This is a genomic window from Bradyrhizobium diazoefficiens (genome assembly GCF_016612535.1).
In the GTDB taxonomy this organism is placed as follows: domain Bacteria; phylum Pseudomonadota; class Alphaproteobacteria; order Rhizobiales; family Xanthobacteraceae; genus Bradyrhizobium; species Bradyrhizobium diazoefficiens_C.
In genome coordinates this window covers 1,440,562-1,458,118 of the sequence record NZ_JAENXS010000001.1, presented here as the reverse complement: position 1 = coordinate 1,458,118, position 17,557 = coordinate 1,440,562, and the positions used below count along the sequence as shown (strand labels likewise).

The window sequence follows — 17,557 nt, the reverse complement described above, 5'->3', positions numbered from 1 at the left end:
GCTCGATTAGCATCCATTCGAGCATGATGACTATAGATAATTCACACGATTATCTATGATTTGCAGGAGTGAGCATATGGATGCTGGTGCTGGAGCACAATGGGAGAAGGCGGGCGCTCTCGCGCTGCTTCGCAGGGATTGGAATCGTCCCGAGGTAAATGCCCTCTATGGCCTGCCATTTGCCGACGTGATGCTTGAGGCGCAAAGCGTTCATCGTGAGAACTTCGATCCGAACCATGTCGAAACCGCGAGCCTGCTCAGTATCAAGACGGGCGGCTGCCCTGAGGATTGCGGCTACTGTTCGCAGAGCGCGCATTATGACACTGGCCTGAAGGCCACCCCCCTGATGGATCGCGCCGATGTGGTTGCGACCGCACAACGCGCGAAGGACGCCGGCGCGACCCGCTTCTGTATGGCTGCGGCGTGGCGCAGTCCGAAAGACCGTGACCTTGATCAGGTCTGTGACATGGTCAGTGCAGTCAAGTCTCTGGGCATGGAAACCTGCGTCACGCTTGGCATGCTCAAACCAGAACAGGCCGCAAGACTCGCCGATGCCGGGCTCGACTTCTACAACCATAACGTCGACACCTCGCCCGACTTTTACGGCAAGATCATCACGACCCGGATCTTGCAGGATCGCATCAATACACTTGCGCATGTACGCGACGCCGGCATCAAAGTGTGCTGCGGTGGCATCATTGGAATGGGCGAGGGCGTCGAGGATCGCCTTGCCATGCTCGTCCTGCTCGCCAATCTCCCTTCGCATCCGGAAAGCGTGCCGATCAACCTGTGGAACGAGGTCAAAGCTGTGCCGGTCAACGACACAGCGGACCGTCCCGACCCCATCGCCCTGGTGCGCCTGGTCGCGACGGCCCGCATCATGATGCCGAAGAGCGTGGTGCGCCTGTCCGCCGGACGGCGGCATATGAGCGATGAACTGCAGGCGCTGTGCTTCCTGGCCGGCGCGAATTCAATCTTTATCGGCGATGTGCTCCTGACCACAGCCAATCCGGGAGCCGAGCGCGACGCCAATTTGCTGGCTCGGCTCGGCATGACGTCCGGGTTCGACTGAGCAAAATGGCTCACCAAAGGCGCATGTGGTACGCCAGTCCAATTTGAGGTGAGAAATGCAAGTGACCTTGATGAAAGGCAAAATTCATCGCGCGTCGGTGACGGAGGCCGATCTTCACCATGAAGGCTCGATATGGATTGATCGTGCGCTGTTGGACGCCGTGGGAATTATCGTCAACGAACGCGTCGACATCTACAACGTCGAAACCGGAGCGCGCTTTGCAACCTGCGTTGTCGAGGCGCCCCAAGGCTCCGGCACGATCAGCCTGAATGGTGCGGCCGCGCGCCTCGCGGTGCCCGGAGATAAGGTCATGATCGTTGCATATGCCTGCTTTGACGAGACCGAAGCGAAATCATTCGCACCCCGCATTGTGCGGGTTGACCGCGAAAATCGCAGCCTCGCCGGTTAAACCGCCGCATGCTTGACGTTAGAAGTGCTGTTCTAACAGGCCAATGGTGCTCTTGCGCAATTGGCGACGAGTTCGAGAGTGAAGAATGTCTACAGTCCCGCCAACCAAAGGTGCGCAGTATGCCGCCGCGCTGCACGCGCTGAAAGAAGACAACCGGCTGCGTGGCCTCAAACCGCGCTCGGGAATCGATTTTACATCGAACGACTACCTGGCGCTGGCAAGCGCACCGCGCATGAAGAAGGCTATAACGGGCGCGCTGGAGGCGGGGACGCCGATCGGGGCCGGCGGCTCCCGGCTTTTGCGAGGCAATTGCGACGAGCACGAGCGCCTCGAAATGGAGGCGGCTCAGTTCTTTGGAGCGGAGACCGCTCTCTTCTTTGGCGGGGGGTATGTTGCAAACTTTGCCGTCCTGACGACGCTGCCGCAACGTGATGATTTGCTCGTTCTCGATTCGCTCGTGCACGCGAGTATCCATGAGGGCGCAAGGGCGGGCCGGGCCGACTTCCGGATAAGCGCCCACAACGATCCTGACGCGGTCGAAAGCACAATTCGTGAGTGGCATGCGAATGGCGGGATCGGCCGGGTCTGGATCGTGGTCGAAAGCCTCTACAGCATGGATGGCGATTTCGCGCCACTGAAGGATCTCGTAGCAATAGCCGACCGGTATGATGCGTTCCTCATGGTGGACGAGGCCCATGCCACGGGCGTGTTCGGCGACCACGGGCGAGGACTGACCGCACCCTATGAGAGGCATGAAAACGTCCTGGTGGTTCATACCTGCGGCAAGGCTCTGGGGGCTGCCGGCGCACTCGTGACCGGGCCACGCGTGCTGCGTGATTTTCTGGTCAATCGCTGCCGTCCGTTCATCTTCGCGACCGCCCCGTCGCCATTGATGGCGATCGCCGTACGGGAGGCATTATTGATCCTCCGAGACGAACCGGACCGCCAGCAGCGTCTAGCCGATCTGGTCGCGTTCTCCCATCAGGAGATCCGCAAACGGCGTCTGGAGAGCCCTTCGGACTCTCAGATCGTGCCATTTATCGTCGGGGACAACGCACGTGCAATGCGCCTTGCCTCTGCATTGCAGGGCCATGGCTTCGACGTCCGCGGAATCCGGCCACCAACCGTCCCGGCGGGAACAGCGCGCTTGCGAATTTCACTGACACTCAACGTGGAGAAGAGCGACGTGCTTGCGATGCTCGATGCGCTCACCGAGGAGACGAGGGACTGGGTTCGATGAGCCAGCGGATCGTGGTGACGGGGACCGATACCGGCATCGGAAAAACCGTGTTTTCAGCAGGACTCGCTCATCTCCTGGGTGCGAGCTATTGGAAGCCGATTCAGGCGGGTCTCGAAGAAGAGACCGACACAGACGTGGTCGCACGATTGGGCGGTCTCTCCGCGGATCGCATTATGCCGGAACTTTACCGACTCCGAACGCCTGCATCCCCCCATCATTCGGCGGAAATCGATGGAGTGCGCATTGACGTGGAGTCCCTGCATCTGCCTGAGGCCGGGCAGCGGCCTCTGGTGATCGAGGGCGCCGGTGGGCTGATGGTGCCGCTGAATTCTGGCATGCTCTACATTGACGTCTTCGAGCGGTGGGACCTTCCTGTCGTGCTTTGCGCAAGAACGCAGCTTGGTACGATCAATCACTCGCTGCTTTCGATAGAGGCGCTTCGAAAGCGGCAGATTCGCATTCTTGGGATCGCGTTCATCGGGGAAAGAAGTCCCGAAACCGAGAGTGCGATTTGCGAGATCGGGCGCGTTCGTTGGCTGGGCCGATTGCCCTGGCTTTCGCCACTTGCGGCAGACACGCTGCAGACCGTGTTCCAGAACGCATTCATCCCTGCTCATTTCTTGAATCCATGATGCCAAAGAAGAACTCGCCAATCTGGCATCCATTCACGCAACACGCGCTTCAAGACGAGATGACGAGGGTTGTGCGTGGGGATGGTGCTTACCTCAGCACGTCTGATGGACGTCGTATCCTGGATGCGATTTCATCCTGGTGGGTCGTAACCCACGGCCATTGCCATCCCCGTATTGTGAACGCCATTCAAGACCAGGCAGCCAAGCTCAACCAGATCATTTTCGCCGGCTACACGCATGACCCGGCCGAGGAGGTTGCAGCGCTTGTGTTGGAACTCGCGCCGCCCGGCCTCGATCATGTCTTCTTCTCCGATAGTGGCTCCACAAGCGTGGAAGTCGCCTTGAAGATGGCGCTTGGCTATTGGCGTCATCTCGGGAAGCAGCGAACGCGCATCGTTGTGATGCAACACTCCTACCACGGCGATACGATCGGTGCGATGTCAGTGGGTGCCAGATCCGTATTCAATGCGCCATACGGGCCGTTGCTGTTCGACGTGATATCAGTCCCGTTTCCGGCCAGCGGCCGTGAGCAGATAACGCTCGATGCGCTTGAGACTGCATGTCAAAAGGATAGTCCGGCCGCCTTCATTGTCGAGCCCCTGATACTTGGGGCCGGCGGAATGCTGATGTACCCCGCCTGGGTGTTGAAGGAGATGAAGCGGATCTGCGAGGCGTCGGGCGTCTTGTTCATTGCTGACGAGGTCATGACGGGGTGGGGCCGCACTGGTACATTGTTTGCTTGTCAGCAGGCCAACGTCACGCCCGATATCGCCTGCTATTCGAAGGGACTGACCGGAGGAGCGCTTCCGCTCGCAGTAACACTCTGCCGCTCAGACATCTTTGATGCGCACTATTCGAAGGATCGCGCCCGGACGTTTTTTCATTCGAGTTCGTATACCGCAAACCCAATAGCCTGCGCCGCGGCGAAGGCCAATCTGGAAATTTGGCAGGATCAGCAGTCTCATCAGCGCGTGGCATCGGTAGCCAGGATGCAGGAGCGGGCGATTGAGCCATTCCGTACTGATCCACGCTTTGCAAACGTCCGTCGGACCGGTACCGTCACAGCACTCGATCTAAGAACGAGCGAAGCGGGCTATCTTGCGAAGATCGGTCCCGAACTTCAGGCATTCTTTATCGAACGAAATCTACTTCTGCGACCGCTTGGCAACACGATTTATGTCATGCCGCCATATTGTGTCACGGCATCAGATCTTGATGAGATCTACGGCGCAATCCGCGATGCGGCCGATGCGACGGCTTGGAGGCGCAACTATGTAACGTAGAAGTATCCGGCGTCGGTGCATGGCGCTCGATGCAGCTGACCAAGCCTCCATCGCGCGCCTCAAGCACGCTCTTGTCGATCAACCGATCGACATCATCATCAACAACGCGGGAATCATCGGCCCGATCGGCCAGTCGGCCGCCTGCATCGAAGCCGAGGGCTGGATGACTACCCTGCGTGTCAACGCCCTTGGTCCCGTACTCATTGTCGAGGCGCTGAAGGAGAACTCGAGGCGTGGCTCCGAGAAGAAGCTGGGTGCAGCAGCGGCTTGGGCTCCACCAGTCTCGGTTATATCGGCGCCGCCAGCGCCGACATCAATAGATATGCGTATCGGGCCTCGAAGGCAGCGCTCAACAAGCGGCATGCGGAGCTCTCGCGCGAATGGGCTGGCGACGGCGTGCTGGTGGGAATACCGGCCCCCGGTTTGGTCCGGACCGAAATGGGCGGCGCGCACGCCGCCGCCGATGCGGGAAGGGGATCTCCGATGAGCCACTGGCAAGCGAGTCGGATTTGTTCCGACGATGCGCTGCTCGGCGCGTCCAACTTCGAAACGACACAGTTCAGAACAGGCTGTTGAACGCGTGACGCAGCCGCTCTGTTTGAAGCAGCGACGCGTCCCCGAGCAGCCGCAAGGCGCCGGTGAGATCCAGGCTGAGCGCGGCGGCCCGACGCCAATGATGTAATCCGTCGCCGCGCCGCGGCCAGCGCCTCCACCTTCGCCACCTCCCCTGAAGAGGCCGGCTGCTTTGCGTTGGTCCTGGAAGGCAGGATCTCCTCGCCCTGGAAGGTGCCGCTCGTGGCCGCGTCCGAAGTTGATCCGGACGCCACAACCGCGCCATGCTCGAGCGCCGCCTCGAAGAGGATTTCTCTTTGACCCGCGCACGAATTTGGGGCGGTGGCGCGCTCGGTGCATTGGAAGGTTCGGAAGCCGCCGCCGACCGCGGAATTCGATGAGGCGGGCATGGCTGATGGCCAGGGCTCGCCGCTGGTTCGCCCGCTCGTCGATTGTGAAATCCCGGTCATGGGCCACCGCTTCGCACATCGACGATTTCAGGGCCCGCTCTTCGGCACGTGTTCGGGCAGGACCTCGTCGATTTCGGCCGCCCTCGATGGCCCGCCCGGATTCTCGCGTCCGCGCGGCTTCGCTGGCCGGCGGGAGCACCGCTGTCGTCGACGAACGAAACGGTGACGGTGATGGTTTCTCGAAGATCGTCGGGCAGCAGATAGGGCGGTGTCGAAGACGTGGACGAATCCCATGAGCGCCGCGTTTTCGAAACAGGTCACGGGGCCGGCTGAGCCAGTCCACGTCCAGGTCTCATACTGGGCGTCGCGAAGGAGGATTTCGGCTTGTGTGAAGATGTCCATCAGATGCCCAACGCCGCTCTTGCCCCAGGGAGGTCGTACCATTCGCCCGCTGGATCAGGACGAATGACGTCGCCGGCGCGTCCGCTGCGCACGACGTTGTCCGGGACGCCCAGGTCTGTCGCGCCCACTGCTACAACGATGTCAGACTGCATCGCGGCAGGCGGCTCGACGAACTTCCCACGAAGCGTTCCGAGGACGGATTGAGCTCCGTTGAGGACGCGGATGGTCCGGCCGTTCAGATCATAACCGTCAGCCCGTTCAACAGCCCCAGCCTGACGGAGCAGCAAGTGGAAAAAGCCGAGGGCTTCCGGATTTGCAGGGCGCAGGAGTTTGGCCGGCTCTGCCGCTGAGACGCCTTCGGCATCGCGCCTCAGACCATACAGAGCTTCGCTGTCGAAGTTGCCGACGTTGAGCCAAGCTGGGTCGCACTGGACTCCGATGGCGTGTTCAAAGGCGGCCCGTCCGGCGTCCAAGACCTGACGAAGGTAGTTCGATGAGAACGCGCGACGAAGCTCGTCGAGCGCCGCAGCCCCGGACTCTTGGACATGTTCGAACGTCACGTTTTGTGCGTGCGCTATCTCCCAGAGCTGCGGGGCTTTCTGCTCGAGCCCGTTTGTCGGCGAGAGGTCAATCACGGTCACGGACAGCGGCTGCACATCGATCAGCGCTTCGCCGATCACGGCGTTGAGGTATTCCCAATCCGACCAGAAGCCGACGACGAGCAGGTCCTTTTGCCGAAGGTTGGCAGCCATCCACACTTTGCTTCGCGCAATTCGAGCTGAGATGGTCGGATCGTGGAGCTGCGAAGGCGCCCAGACCGTGGATGGCCGATCGCGGTGAGAGCAGCCATGGAATTTCAGCAAAGGTGCTTGGCGCACTGAATCGACGGTTGCTTCATCTCCATCGAGCGAACCGCGGAAGTCCGCCCCATAATCCCAAGCGCGTCTCTCGATGAGCGTATCGTAGTTGCTCGATATGCCGGCAACGGCGGCGCGAGTGATGAGGAAATCCGCTATCGCAGCATGCCCCGTGTTCGACGGTCGCACAAAAGCGGGCCAAGGCACGAGATGTTCGATGAAGACCGATTGCAGGGTGTTGAGGCCTGCAAAGTGCTCGGCGAGTGCCTCGAGATTGTCCCGAAGACCGACGTCGCAGTTCGGGTCAGATTCGAGACGGTATTTGTCGAAGCACCGCTCGGTGACCGCACGGGCCGACGGCAGGCTACTGGGTGGCGCCATCGACAGCCCGGCGCCGCAGACCACCAGAAGGCGGCCGGCGTTAATAGAGGCTAGCAGTCGAGTGATTGTCTCAGGCGTCAAGCAAGCCTCCGCCGAGAACCAGCTCGCCGACCTGGCGGTTTCGCCGCCGGCTGAGTTGAGTCGCCGAGATGTTCGATCCTCACAGGCGGCCGGGCCGGCAGCTTCACCGTCAGTTCGAGTTTGCCACCGATCGCTTCGACATAGCCGCGGAGTGTCGAGAGATACATGTCCGCCTGGTTCTCGATCTTGGAAACTGACGGTTGCTTAATGTTCAGGGCGGCCGCGACATCTTCCTGGGCCTTGCCGGCGATCTGGCGCAGCTCGCGCAGCCCTTCGACCTCCTGCCGGAGTTCGTCATAGCGCGCTTCGATCTGCTCCTGCTGGTCGCGGGGCAGGGAAGCTATGACCTGATCGATGCTCCGTCCCATAGGATCATCCCTTCTTTACGGATTTCAGATTTTCCAGATGGTCGGAAAACCGGCTGTCCGCCTTGGCAATAAGCTGCTTGTAGAAGCGCTTTTGGCTACCGCCCGACTTGTCGCCCGCGACCAGAACGATGGCGTTCCTCTCCGGATCGAACGCGAAGGCTGCACGCCATTCGCCGTCCGCAGCGGAGAAACGCATCTCCTTCATGTTGGCGTGTTTCTAGCCTTTAAGCGTGCCGACGTAGGGGCGACCGAGCTGCAAGCCGAATTCGGCAAGCAGCACCGCGACGGCCAGAAGTTCGGTCTGAACACCGCGCTCGAAAGCCAGAAACTCCGCCCCGAAGGCGTTGTGAAGTCTGACATCCCAACTCATATAGCTTCCAAGCTATGTTCGGTCAAGGGTGATGAGGCCAGCATCAATTGCCCCCTTCAGCGTTCCCGGGCATGCGAAGGAGGTGGCCGGTGCTCCTTGATTTGATCTTGCAGTGAGCCACCACGAGGTCGGACGCCCGGTTGGATCTGTAGGTACCCCTCGCATGGATCGGCCCATGCGGGAGCGGCATACCTCACGACTGCAAGTGGATTCCCAAACCTGCCATACTGCATTCGGTGGCAAGCAGTTATGCGGCTAGCTTTGGTACGGTCCTCTCTACCAATCGCAAGAATCGGGCGTTGCGAGCCCCCGCCACCAACGATACTTGCGAAACCCCGGTCCCAGGAACAGGCGTTCCATTTCGCCGGGATCGGGTGTTGCGTGTCCCCGCAACCAAATTCGGACTTCACCAGTTCCGATACGAAATGGCCCGCATCGCGCGGGCCATTTTTGATTTGTGAGATGCTTGCCGACCATCTCCGGCCACGACGAACCGAGCGGACGGCGCCGTTTGGCACAGGCGATTTGCGATCTCTGGTCATCATTAAACCTTCGCGGCTGGCGGCTTGACAGGCCTTCGGCGGTCCGGCACGGGCGGCCGTGCCCAGCAAAGCTCGTGGGTCCTTCCCTGACAGTCGCCATGGGCCGCGCGCTGGCGGCCATGTCCCTGCCTCACCCGATCGGGTGAGGCTGCGCCTGCGGGCGCACGCTAGAATTTGCAATCCGACAAGGTCGGCTATTCTTGGGTCGAGGCGCCGAGCGCGGCTATTGGTGGCTGCGCGCAAATTTTCACAAGTTGTAGCGAGGCGAAAATGGCAGTTTCACAGTCTCATCTGTCTCAGCCTGTTGGAGCTGGAATTGGTGCAACCGGCCTCTCGCGCCCGGCGCCACCGCGTGGTTTTGCGACCAGGCCGATCCATCTTGTGATTCCCTACGCACCGGGCGGTTCGAACGATGCTTTGGCCCGTCCATGGGCGGACAAGATGCGCTCGATGCTCGCTACGATCATCATCGACAATATCGGCGGCGCGGGCGGAGCGGTTGGCGTCAGCGCCGCGGCGAGGGCGCGGCCTGATGGCTACACCATCCTGCTCGGAAACGTCGGCAATCAGATTGTCGCCCCCATGGCTGCGACATCACCGCTCTACGATCGGCTTCACGATTTCGAGCCAATCCGTCGCCTGGCGATGACCGGCTTCTTCATTGCTGTTCATCCGGCGCTGCCTGTTGGCAACTTGAGCGAGCTTGTGGCGTACGCGCGGACCCGTCCCAGCGGGGTTTCCTGTGCGACGGCAGGAGTTGGTACCATCAATCACCTGGTGGTCGAGACATTGAAGCTGCAGGCCGGCCTGCCGGACCTCCGGCACGTGCCATATTTCGGAGCGGGGCCTGCGACGGCCGATCTTGTTGCGGGCGAGGCCCAATTGCTGGTAGCGGTCGCGACCGGACAACTCATCGATCTTCACAGAGCCGGCAAGATCAGGATTCTTGCCGTCACGACGCCAACCCGGCTCGACGCGGCGCGCGATATTCCGACGGCAATCGAATCGAGGATGCCCGAACTCAACGCGCAAAGCTGGCTTGGGCTGTTCGCACCAAAAGCAACGCCTCGCACGATCATCGACCACATCGCGCATGCGACGAGCGAGGGCATGGATGATCCGGCGTTTCTACAGACGCTGCTCACCGCGGGCATGGAGCCCGATCTGCGTTCAAGCCCGGAGCAGATGCTCCGCATCCTCAAGGGCGATATTGCGCGCTGGGCACCCGTGATCAGAGCGATCGTGCCGAACATCGACCAAAATCGCTCGCTGCAGCGCGTCGAGCATGAAATTCTCGACCGCTTCGCAAATGGCGTCATTCTGGTTGATCGCGAAGGAAAGGTTTTGTTTGCGAACGCGGCGGCCCGAATGCTCGCGCAGGACCGAAGCCCATTGCGCATCAGCGGCGCCGAGATCAAGACAAACTCGCCGCCGCACACGGCGCTGCTCGGGCGGCTCATCCGGAGGGCCGCAGCCGGTGTGGTCTCGAACCACTTGTTGCTCCCGCTGAGCGGCGACAGTCGCTCCTTGCATATTCGTATCAGCTCCGTGCGGGGCAAGGATATCTCTGCTTTTTCAAGCCCGCACACGGACTCCGTTGCGGCCATTCTGCACATAAGCGATCCGAGGATCGGCACCTCGGTTTCGGTCAAAAGCCTGATCGATGCCTATGGCTTGACGGAGGCGGAAGCAAGAATCGCGATCGCCGTCACCCACGGATTGCCGATGACGCGGACCGCTCGCGATCTTGGGCTGTCGCCGAATACCATCAAAACCCATATGCGACGTATCTTCGTAAAGACCGGGACCTCAGGCCAGGTCCAGTTGGCGATGTTGCTCACGGCTCTCGCCATGAACCACTTTTGCTTGCCATCCGTCGCAGCAGATTTGAAAAATCGCGGCGTCGGTCACCATATCGGGTGAGGCGGTCTGTTTCGGTCGGCGATATCGTCCTTGCGAACTTCGACGGATGGAGCGCGAAATGTCGGTTTCTCGTCGTCATTTTCTTCAGATCGCAGGCAGTGCAGCCGTGTCTGCGACATTGCCGCGCGCGGCGCGGTCGGAAACCCCTTCCACGCGACCGATCCACCTTGTCATCCCCTATGCCGCCGGCGGCATCAACGATGCGGTTGGCCGTCCATGGGCGGAAAGGGTGCGACCGCTGCTTGGTGGTGTCGTGATCCAGAATGTGGGTGGTGCCGGTGGAGCGTTGGGTCTCGATATGGCAGCTCATGCGCAAGCCGACGGCTACACCATCGTGATGGGGAACGTCGGTAACCTCATCATCACGCCGATCGCATCTGCGCATCCATTGTACGGGGCGGCCGATTTCGAGCCGATCTATCGGCTGGTGAGCACGGCGCTCGCCATAGTCGTGCACCCTGCGCTGCCGGTCACCAATCTGGGCGAGCTCGTTGCCTATGCCAAGGAACATCCAGGCCAGCTTTCATATGCCTCAGCCGGCGTGGGCACCATGAACCATCTCGCCGGCGAAATGTTCAAACTGCAGAGCGGCATCAAGGATCTGAGGCATGTGCCCTATCGCGGTGCTGCGCCGGCTACCAACGACCTGATCGGCGGGCATATTCCAATCATGTTTATGTCCTGCACGGGCCAGCTGCTCGAATTGCACAGGGCCGGAAAGATCAGAATTCTGGCGATGACCAGCCAGCATCGTCTTCCAGGCGCGCCCGATGTGCCAACGGCCATTCAGTCCGGCCTGCCGGATTTGAAAGCCGAAAGTTGGCTGGCGCTGCTTGCTCCGAAGGGGACACCGGGTGCCGCAATAGAGCACATTGCGGATGCGACACGCGACGTGATGGCTGACCCGAATTTCCGCGAGATGCTGATGGCCGACGGGATGGAACCTGAACTTGATTCCAATCCGCAAAAGACGGCGCAAGCAATTGAAGAAGCGGTTGCACGCTGGACGCCGGTAATAAGAGCGATCGAGCTGAAGCTTGATTAGGCGTCGGCATGTCCGCATGCGACTCAACTCGCGCAGATGCGTCACCCGGCCGGGCCGAGATTCAACGTGGCGGTAGCGCGCAAAGCCGACGGAAAGCCGCCTCGCCCCTTCGAAAGGTGACGACAGACGGACTGCGATCGCCTCCTTACTCAAATTCAAAGTTCGCGCCCCTGGTCCGAATGGCGTCAGAGCCAAATTTCCGCCTCTGCTGAGCCATGGCGTGCATCAGCTCTAACTGAGATCGTGCAGATCCTTGCCGAGCGGCGGTTTCAGGGAAAATCTCGTGAACGTGACCGGCAATCCCCCTCGTTCGGGTGTGCAAGCCATTGGTCCGACCCGGTAGGATTGCGCCGTGGTGAAAGGAGCCAATCGGACGAGTGGCCAGATTTTGCCATCAGCCGAGGCCTGCAATCGCAGAACGCCGCCCGCGATCGTGACGCGCATCCGGAAATCGCCGGCATCGTGCTCATAGGGGGCTGTTGCCCAATCCGACTGCCCGTTGGTCAATACGCTCGAGAGCATGGCGCGCCCGTCCGAAAATTCGATTCCGGCTTTGACCCAATGCTCCGCGTCGACGCGCACCATGATGCCGGCTTGATCGTAGAGTTCTCGAAAATCGCACTGGACGCGCAACTCGGCAGTAAAAGCCTCTGCGGTCCGAAAACCCAGAAAGTGGCCGCTGTCGCGGTGGAACCCGTAGTGAGTTTTCTGCCAGAAATCGGTGGCCTGGTCGGTGACGATCTCGAGGCTGTCGTCCTGTGCGGTGGTCCATCGTTCCGGTTCGTTCAGCCAGACACCATCCTGCCTGGCGAAGACGGCAGCGCTCATGTCAAACCTCAAAGAAAGTTGCCGATTCCGCCGGATCTCGATCTGGCGCAATAGGCAGCCGCGCCGCGAACGGAGAGCCCGGTGCGGGATTTGACGCACCTGGCTCTCGTGGGCGCTACATCGGTGAAGCCAGATCAAGGCTATCCGTTCTTCTTCAGGATCTCCGACGCATTCTCCTTGGTGATCAGCATTGTTGGCAAGGTGATGACTGGCTTGAGCTTCTCGCCCTTGAGCAGCTTTGCCGCCTGCCTCAATCCTTCGGCGCCGGGCGTTGCGTAGAGGAACGTCGCGGTAAGCTGGCCCTTGGAGACCCAGGTGACGCCTTCGTCCGGCAATCCGTCGATGCCGATGATGAACTTGATATCCTTGTCGCGGCCGGCGTCCTTGGCGGCGAGATATGCGCCATAGGCCATCGGATCGTTATGACCGTAGACCATGTCGATCTTCTCGTTGTTGCGAAGCGCCGTTGTCATGATGTCGTAGGCCTTGTCCTGCTTCCAGTCGCCCGACTGGTTGTTGAGCAGGTACTTGATGCCGGGCTCCTTGTCGGTGAAGGCATGGAAGCCGTCGTGCCGGTCGTGCGCGGGTTGAGTGCCCATGCCGCCCCAGATTTCGACGACGTTGCCGGCCGCCTTGCCCGGACCGCCGAGCAGCTTCACCGCGTGCTCGCCGGCCGCCTTGCCGATCGCAACGTTGTCGCCACCGATGAACTGGGTGATGCGCTTGGTGTCGACGTTGCGGTCGAGCACGATGACGGGAATCTTGGCGTCGATCGCCTTTTCGACCACGCCGGTCAGGCCGGCCGATTCCTTGGGCGAGACAAGGAGCACGTTGACCTGCTGTACGATCAAATTGTCGCAATCGGCGACCTGCTTCTCGGTCTTGTCCTGGCCGTCCGTAATGATGAGGTCGATATCCGGATGGTTCTTCGCCTCGGCCTGGATGTCCTTGTTGAACTGCACGCGCCACGGCTCCAGCGTGGTGCACTGGCTGAAGCCGACTTTCGACCTGCCCGCGGCCCTTGCAGGCGTCCAACCGGCCGGCAGATAGATGGTCATTGCGGCACCCGCCGCGGTGGTCGACAACTTCAAGAATTCACGACGCTTCATCGAGATCCTCCCTTGCGAATTCTGCCTTTGCGGCGCTTGGCGGCCGATGGGGTTCGGCCGTTCTCGGATCGGCCTGTGCTTCGCCCGATCGGCGGAACCGCCATCGCGCGACGAGCTGGCCGAGATTCTGTTCCTGCACCAGCACGGTGCAGACGATGATCAGCCCCTTCATCACGAGCTGGACATTGGAGTCGATGTTCTGAAGCTGAAGAATGTCGGAGAGCAGGCCGAAGATCAGGACGCCAACGAATGTGCCGGCGAGGCCGCCGCGACCGCCCATCAGGCTGGTGCCGCCGATCACGACGGCGGCGATCGCGTCGAGCTCGAGGCCGGTGCCCGCGTCGGGCTTGCCCTGGCGGTACTGCGCGACGAACAGCACGCCGGCGATCCCCGCGAGAAGGCTCGACAGCAGGTAGGCCGTGAGCTGCACCTGCGCGACCTTGATGCCGGAAAGCTTCGCGGCCTCGATGTTGCCGCCGATCGCGTAAGCATAGCGCCCGAAGGTGGTGAAGCGCAGGATCGCGCCGAACAGGCAGATCGCCGCGAGGAAGAAGACACTTGGCACAGGCAGCACGCCCCACAGCATCGAACGCAGCAGCTCGAAGGCCTCGGTCGCATTGGTGCCGGTGTAGACCGGTACCACGGCATTGTCGGACCCGGCCGTCAATCGCGCGATGCCGAGTGCGCTGACCATCATCGCGAGCGTCGCGATGAAGGGCTGCAGCCGACCGGCGACGATCAAGAGCCCGTTGATGCCGCCAAGCACCATCGCGAGGCAGGGCGCGATCACCAGGACACCGAGAACGCCGAATTTGGCCGGCACCTGGCCCATCGTCCACCACCCGATTGCGATGGCGGCGGCGAGGCCCAGCAATCCCGGTATGCCCGTGCGCTGCCAGTGCGTCAGCGAGATCTCTCGTCGTCGTCCGGCACTGACATCGCGGCCACGCGCGAGGCCGGCGAACACGAAGCGTGCAGCCAGCGCCACGGCAGCGCCGCTGACGAGGATTGCCGCCGGGACGCCCAGGACAGACGCCGAGGTCCAGCCGGGCTTGGTCAACAGCATGGCGCAGATCACCGTCGAGAAGCCCATCACCGAGCCGACCGACAGGTCGATGCCGCCGAGCAGGATGACCATGGTCATTCCGGTCGCGACCAGTCCGGTGATCGAGACCTGGCGCAGCACGTCGGTCAAATTGCCGTAGGACAGGAAGATGTTGTGGCCCGATGACGTATGCGGCGAAACAACAGCGCCGATCAGGCAGATCAGCAGGAGCCCCCAATAGAGCTTGGTGCGGGAGAGCAGGCGGAACAGGGCTTTCATGATGCCGCTTCCTGCGACCATTTCGCCATCCCTGGTGCCGCAAGGCGCATCACCGTCTCCTGCGTCGCGTTCTCGCGTGCGAGGATGCCGGTCTGGCGTCCCTCGCACATGACGAGGATGCGGTCGGACAACAGCAGGAGTTCGGGCATTTCCGAGGTGACCACGATGATGCCGAGCCCCTGCGCGGCGAGATCGAAGATCAATCGGTAGATCTCCAGTTTGGCGCCGATGTCGATGCCGCGGGTTGGCTCGTCGAGCAGCAGGATGCGCGGCTCGGTCGCCAGCCATTTGCCGATCACGACCTTTTGCTGGTTGCCGCCGGACAGCGCAGCGGTCTCTTGGCCGATGCCGGTGCAGCGAACCGAGAGCCGCTTGACCATGTCGGCGGCGAGTGCGCGTTCGCGGGTGAAAGCGCGCAGGCCAAATCGCGAGAGCGCGCCGATCGAGGGCAGCGCGACATTGTCGCAGATCGAGGCCGCCAGATGCAGGCCGCGCTCCTTGCGGTCCTCGCTGACGAGCGCGACGCCGAGATGATAGGCGTCGGAGGGAGAGTTGATGTCGACCGCAGCACCGTCGATCGCGATGCTGCCGGTCCGCCAGCCACGCGCCACACCGAAGATCGACTCCAGGATCTCCGTCCGGCCGGACCCGAGCAGGCCGCCGATACCGAGGATCTCGCCGCGCTTCAGCTCGAAACTCACGCCGTGCAGCGTCCGCCGCCATCCGTGCGGACCGAGCGTATCCAGCGTCAGGTCCTGCACCGAGAGGACGGCCGCGCCGTCCTGCGCGGTTGCGCCGCGCGCGTTCGCGGCCATCTCGCGGCCGACCATCGCCGAGATGATGGCTGCGCGCGAGAGTTCGTCGATTCGCGCCGTCACCACGCGCCGGCCATCGCGCAGCACGGTGACGCGGTCGGCAAGCTCCAGCACCTCCTCGATGCGATGCGACGTGTAGATGATGGCGACGCCCTCGCTCGCGAGCTGGCGCACGATCTTGAACAGCGTGTCACACTCCGACGACGACAGCGCCGAGGTCGGCTCGTCCATGATGAGGATGCGCGCATTGAGTGATAGCGCCTTGGCGATCTCGACGAGCTGCTGCTCGCCGACGCGCAGGCCGGCAATCCTGGTGTCAGGCGCGATCGTTACGCCGAGGCGGGCCAGCAGGCGCTCGGCGGCTCTGGCCATCCGGCGCCGGTCGATCAATACGCCGCCGATCAGCGGCTCTCGGCCAAGGAAGATATTGTCGGCGACGCTCAGCTCGGGAACGAGGTTCAGCTCCTGGTGGATGATGGCGACGCCGGCCTCTTCAGCGTCGCGCACGCCGCTGAATGACGCTGCTTGGCCCTCGACCAGAATGGTGCCGTCGTAGCTCGTGTGCACGCCGGCAAGGATCTTCATCAGGGTGCTCTTGCCGGCACCGTTCTCGCCCATCAGCGCATGCACTTCGCCGTAGCGAAGTTCGAAGTCGACGTCGTGGAGCGCCTTCACCCCGGCAAAGGATTTGGAGACCCGCTCCGCGCAGAGGACGGCCTGTCCGCCCGGCACGCCGGCACGGCTGCCAAGTTCGACCACGCGAGAGGCGCGCGGCGCATCGCGCTCGTCGTCCGCCCCGAGCGCTCCGTAGCGTGTCTCCATTGGGTTTTCCTCCCGGCGTGCCGTCAGTCCTTGAAGACATCGAGCCGCAGGTGACCGTCTATTGATTGACTGATATGCTAGTTATATCAGCTGACGCTCGTCAAGCCTTTTGGCCGCGCCATTGGCGTCGCGGCATCGAAATGTGTAGATCGGCCGGGGGAACACAGCATGCATTCAGTCGGCGGGTTCAGTGGCGGCGCGAGGCCAGCGCGCGGGCGCAGCGCAGGCGGGTCGAAAGTCGATCAGGCCTACCTTGCTCTGAAGCGCGCCATCGTCTCAGGCACGCTCGCGCCCGAAACTCCGATCGACAAGAACGGGTGGTGCGCGCGCTTTGAAGTGTCGAAGCTGTCGATTACGACGGCAATCAACAGGCTCGCCTTTGAAGGACTCGTCGTGGTCGAGCCCCAGCGCGGCTCCTACGTCGCCAGGATTCATCTCGAGGACGTCCGGCAGTGGATGCTGATGCGTCGCGCGCTGGAGGTCGAGGTCGTCGGCGTCTGCGCGGCCAGCATGTCGGACGATGCGATCACTGCGCTCAGCCAGAATCTCGCCTATCAAAAGGTCGCGATTGCGAGCGGAGACCTCGAAGGATTCCACGAGCTCGATACCAGGTTTCATCGCCAGATGACCGAGAGCCTGGGCCTCACGCGCGTTGGTGAATCTCTCGACACGATCCGAACTCACCTTGAACGCGTTCGCCGCACGCTGCTGCCCGAGCCGGGCCGGCCCAAAGGAACTTACATGGAGCACGAGGCGATCTACCGCGGGATTGCAGATCGCGATCCGGACCGGGCCAAGGGCGAGATGACCAACCATCTCGACCGCGTCGCGCGCGAGCTGCATGCCTTCGTGGAGAAGCATCCCGGCTTCTTTGAGAGTTAGGCTGAGGTGTGGCACATGTCGCGTTCCCCCGCGGTCGAGCGAGATCTCACCGCAATCGGCGGATTCCAATTGAGTACACCGTAATACGAGATAGATCCGTCGCGCACCCATGGTACAATAACGTCAGTGGACCGTCGCAGATTCGACCCCCATCGGCTCCCTAGCTTGATTGAGGGCCGCACCTACGGCCATTGGCGCTAATCAAGGACC

15 protein-coding genes and 1 pseudogene are annotated in these 17,557 nt (G+C 61.8%); 9 read left to right on the top strand and 7 right to left on the bottom strand.

Annotation, left to right across the window (positions count from 1 at the left end; all coding sequences use genetic code 11):
* Positions 1–76: 76 nt before the first annotated feature.
* From bioB to JJE66_RS06930, 6 genes are all read left to right on the top strand, one after another.
* Complete coding sequence (bioB, locus tag JJE66_RS06955; RefSeq protein ID WP_200513372.1) at positions 77–1,072, top strand: biotin synthase BioB; 996 nt, start codon at positions 77–79, stop codon at positions 1,070–1,072.
* 55 nt (positions 1,073–1,127) lie between these two features.
* On the top strand, positions 1,128–1,481 hold the full coding sequence (panD, locus tag JJE66_RS06950; RefSeq protein WP_200513370.1) for an aspartate 1-decarboxylase: 354 nt from the start codon (positions 1,128–1,130) through the stop codon (positions 1,479–1,481).
* Between the two features lie 85 nt (positions 1,482–1,566).
* A complete protein-coding gene (locus JJE66_RS06945; RefSeq protein ID WP_200513369.1) occupies positions 1,567–2,721 on the top strand; it encodes an 8-amino-7-oxononanoate synthase in 1,155 nt (384 codons plus the stop codon).
* Positions 2,718–3,353 (top strand): dethiobiotin synthase, encoded by a 636-nt coding sequence (gene bioD / locus JJE66_RS06940; RefSeq protein ID WP_200513368.1) that lies wholly within the window; start codon positions 2,718–2,720, stop codon positions 3,351–3,353. The genes JJE66_RS06945 and bioD overlap by 4 nt, the downstream gene beginning before the upstream one ends.
* The gene (locus JJE66_RS06935) at positions 3,350–4,636 is read left to right on the top strand and encodes an adenosylmethionine--8-amino-7-oxononanoate transaminase (protein WP_200513367.1); all 1,287 of its coding nucleotides are present in this window, start codon (positions 3,350–3,352) and stop codon (positions 4,634–4,636) included. Before bioD ends, JJE66_RS06935 begins: the two co-directional genes overlap by 4 nt.
* A 19-nt stretch (positions 4,637–4,655) precedes the next feature.
* Positions 4,656–5,123 carry an SDR family oxidoreductase gene (locus tag JJE66_RS06930; protein ID WP_200513366.1) on the top strand — a complete coding sequence of 156 codons (468 nt, stop codon included), beginning with the start codon at positions 4,656–4,658 and terminating at the stop codon, positions 5,121–5,123.
* An 876-nt stretch (positions 5,124–5,999) separates the two neighbouring features.
* On the opposite strand, the gene JJE66_RS06925 is transcribed toward JJE66_RS06930, so the two are convergent.
* The 3 genes and pseudogenes from JJE66_RS06925 to JJE66_RS06915 all read right to left on the bottom strand — a co-directional run bounded on the left by JJE66_RS06925 (position 6,000) and on the right by JJE66_RS06915 (position 8,057).
* A complete protein-coding gene (locus JJE66_RS06925) occupies positions 6,000–7,319 on the bottom strand; it encodes an SIR2 family protein (protein WP_246756110.1) in 1,320 nt (439 codons plus the stop codon).
* Complete coding sequence (locus JJE66_RS06920) at positions 7,316–7,687, bottom strand: XRE family transcriptional regulator (protein ID WP_200513365.1); 372 nt, start codon at positions 7,685–7,687, stop codon at positions 7,316–7,318. The genes JJE66_RS06925 and JJE66_RS06920 overlap by 4 nt, the downstream gene beginning before the upstream one ends.
* A 4-nt stretch (positions 7,688–7,691) precedes the next feature.
* Positions 7,692–8,057: pseudogene (locus JJE66_RS06915) on the bottom strand (type II toxin-antitoxin system RelE/ParE family toxin).
* Positions 8,058–8,869: 812 nt separating this feature from the next.
* On the opposite strand from JJE66_RS06915, the gene JJE66_RS06910 reads away from it, so the two are divergent.
* Together JJE66_RS06910 and JJE66_RS06905 are read left to right on the top strand one after the other, a co-directional pair.
* Positions 8,870–10,522, top strand: a complete 1,653-nt coding sequence (locus JJE66_RS06910) for a tripartite tricarboxylate transporter substrate-binding protein (protein ID WP_200513364.1) — start codon at positions 8,870–8,872, stop codon at positions 10,520–10,522.
* Between the two features lie 58 nt (positions 10,523–10,580).
* A complete protein-coding gene (locus tag JJE66_RS06905) occupies positions 10,581–11,567 on the top strand; it encodes a tripartite tricarboxylate transporter substrate binding protein (RefSeq protein ID WP_200513363.1) in 987 nt (328 codons plus the stop codon).
* Positions 11,568–11,798: 231 nt separating this feature from the next.
* Here the strand turns inward: JJE66_RS06905 and JJE66_RS06900 are convergent, their stop codons facing one another.
* From JJE66_RS06900 to JJE66_RS06885, 4 genes are all read right to left on the bottom strand, one after another.
* Positions 11,799–12,395 (bottom strand): DUF1349 domain-containing protein, encoded by a 597-nt coding sequence (locus JJE66_RS06900; protein ID WP_200513362.1) that lies wholly within the window; start codon positions 12,393–12,395, stop codon positions 11,799–11,801.
* A gap of 140 nt (positions 12,396–12,535) precedes the next feature.
* Entirely contained in the window at positions 12,536–13,453 is a 918-nt protein-coding gene (locus JJE66_RS06895) for a substrate-binding domain-containing protein (RefSeq protein ID WP_409362826.1), read from the bottom strand.
* 37 nt (positions 13,454–13,490) lie between these two features.
* Entirely contained in the window at positions 13,491–14,828 is a 1,338-nt protein-coding gene (locus JJE66_RS06890) for an ABC transporter permease (protein ID WP_200513358.1), read from the bottom strand.
* Entirely contained in the window at positions 14,825–16,465 is a 1,641-nt protein-coding gene (locus JJE66_RS06885; protein ID WP_200513357.1) for a sugar ABC transporter ATP-binding protein, read from the bottom strand. Before JJE66_RS06885 ends, JJE66_RS06890 begins: the two co-directional genes overlap by 4 nt.
* Before the next feature lie 168 nt (positions 16,466–16,633).
* On the opposite strand from JJE66_RS06885, the gene JJE66_RS06880 reads away from it, so the two are divergent.
* Positions 16,634–17,347 carry a GntR family transcriptional regulator gene (locus JJE66_RS06880; RefSeq protein ID WP_200513355.1) on the top strand — a complete coding sequence of 238 codons (714 nt, stop codon included), beginning with the start codon at positions 16,634–16,636 and terminating at the stop codon, positions 17,345–17,347.
* The last annotated feature ends 210 nt before the right edge of the window (positions 17,348–17,557 follow it).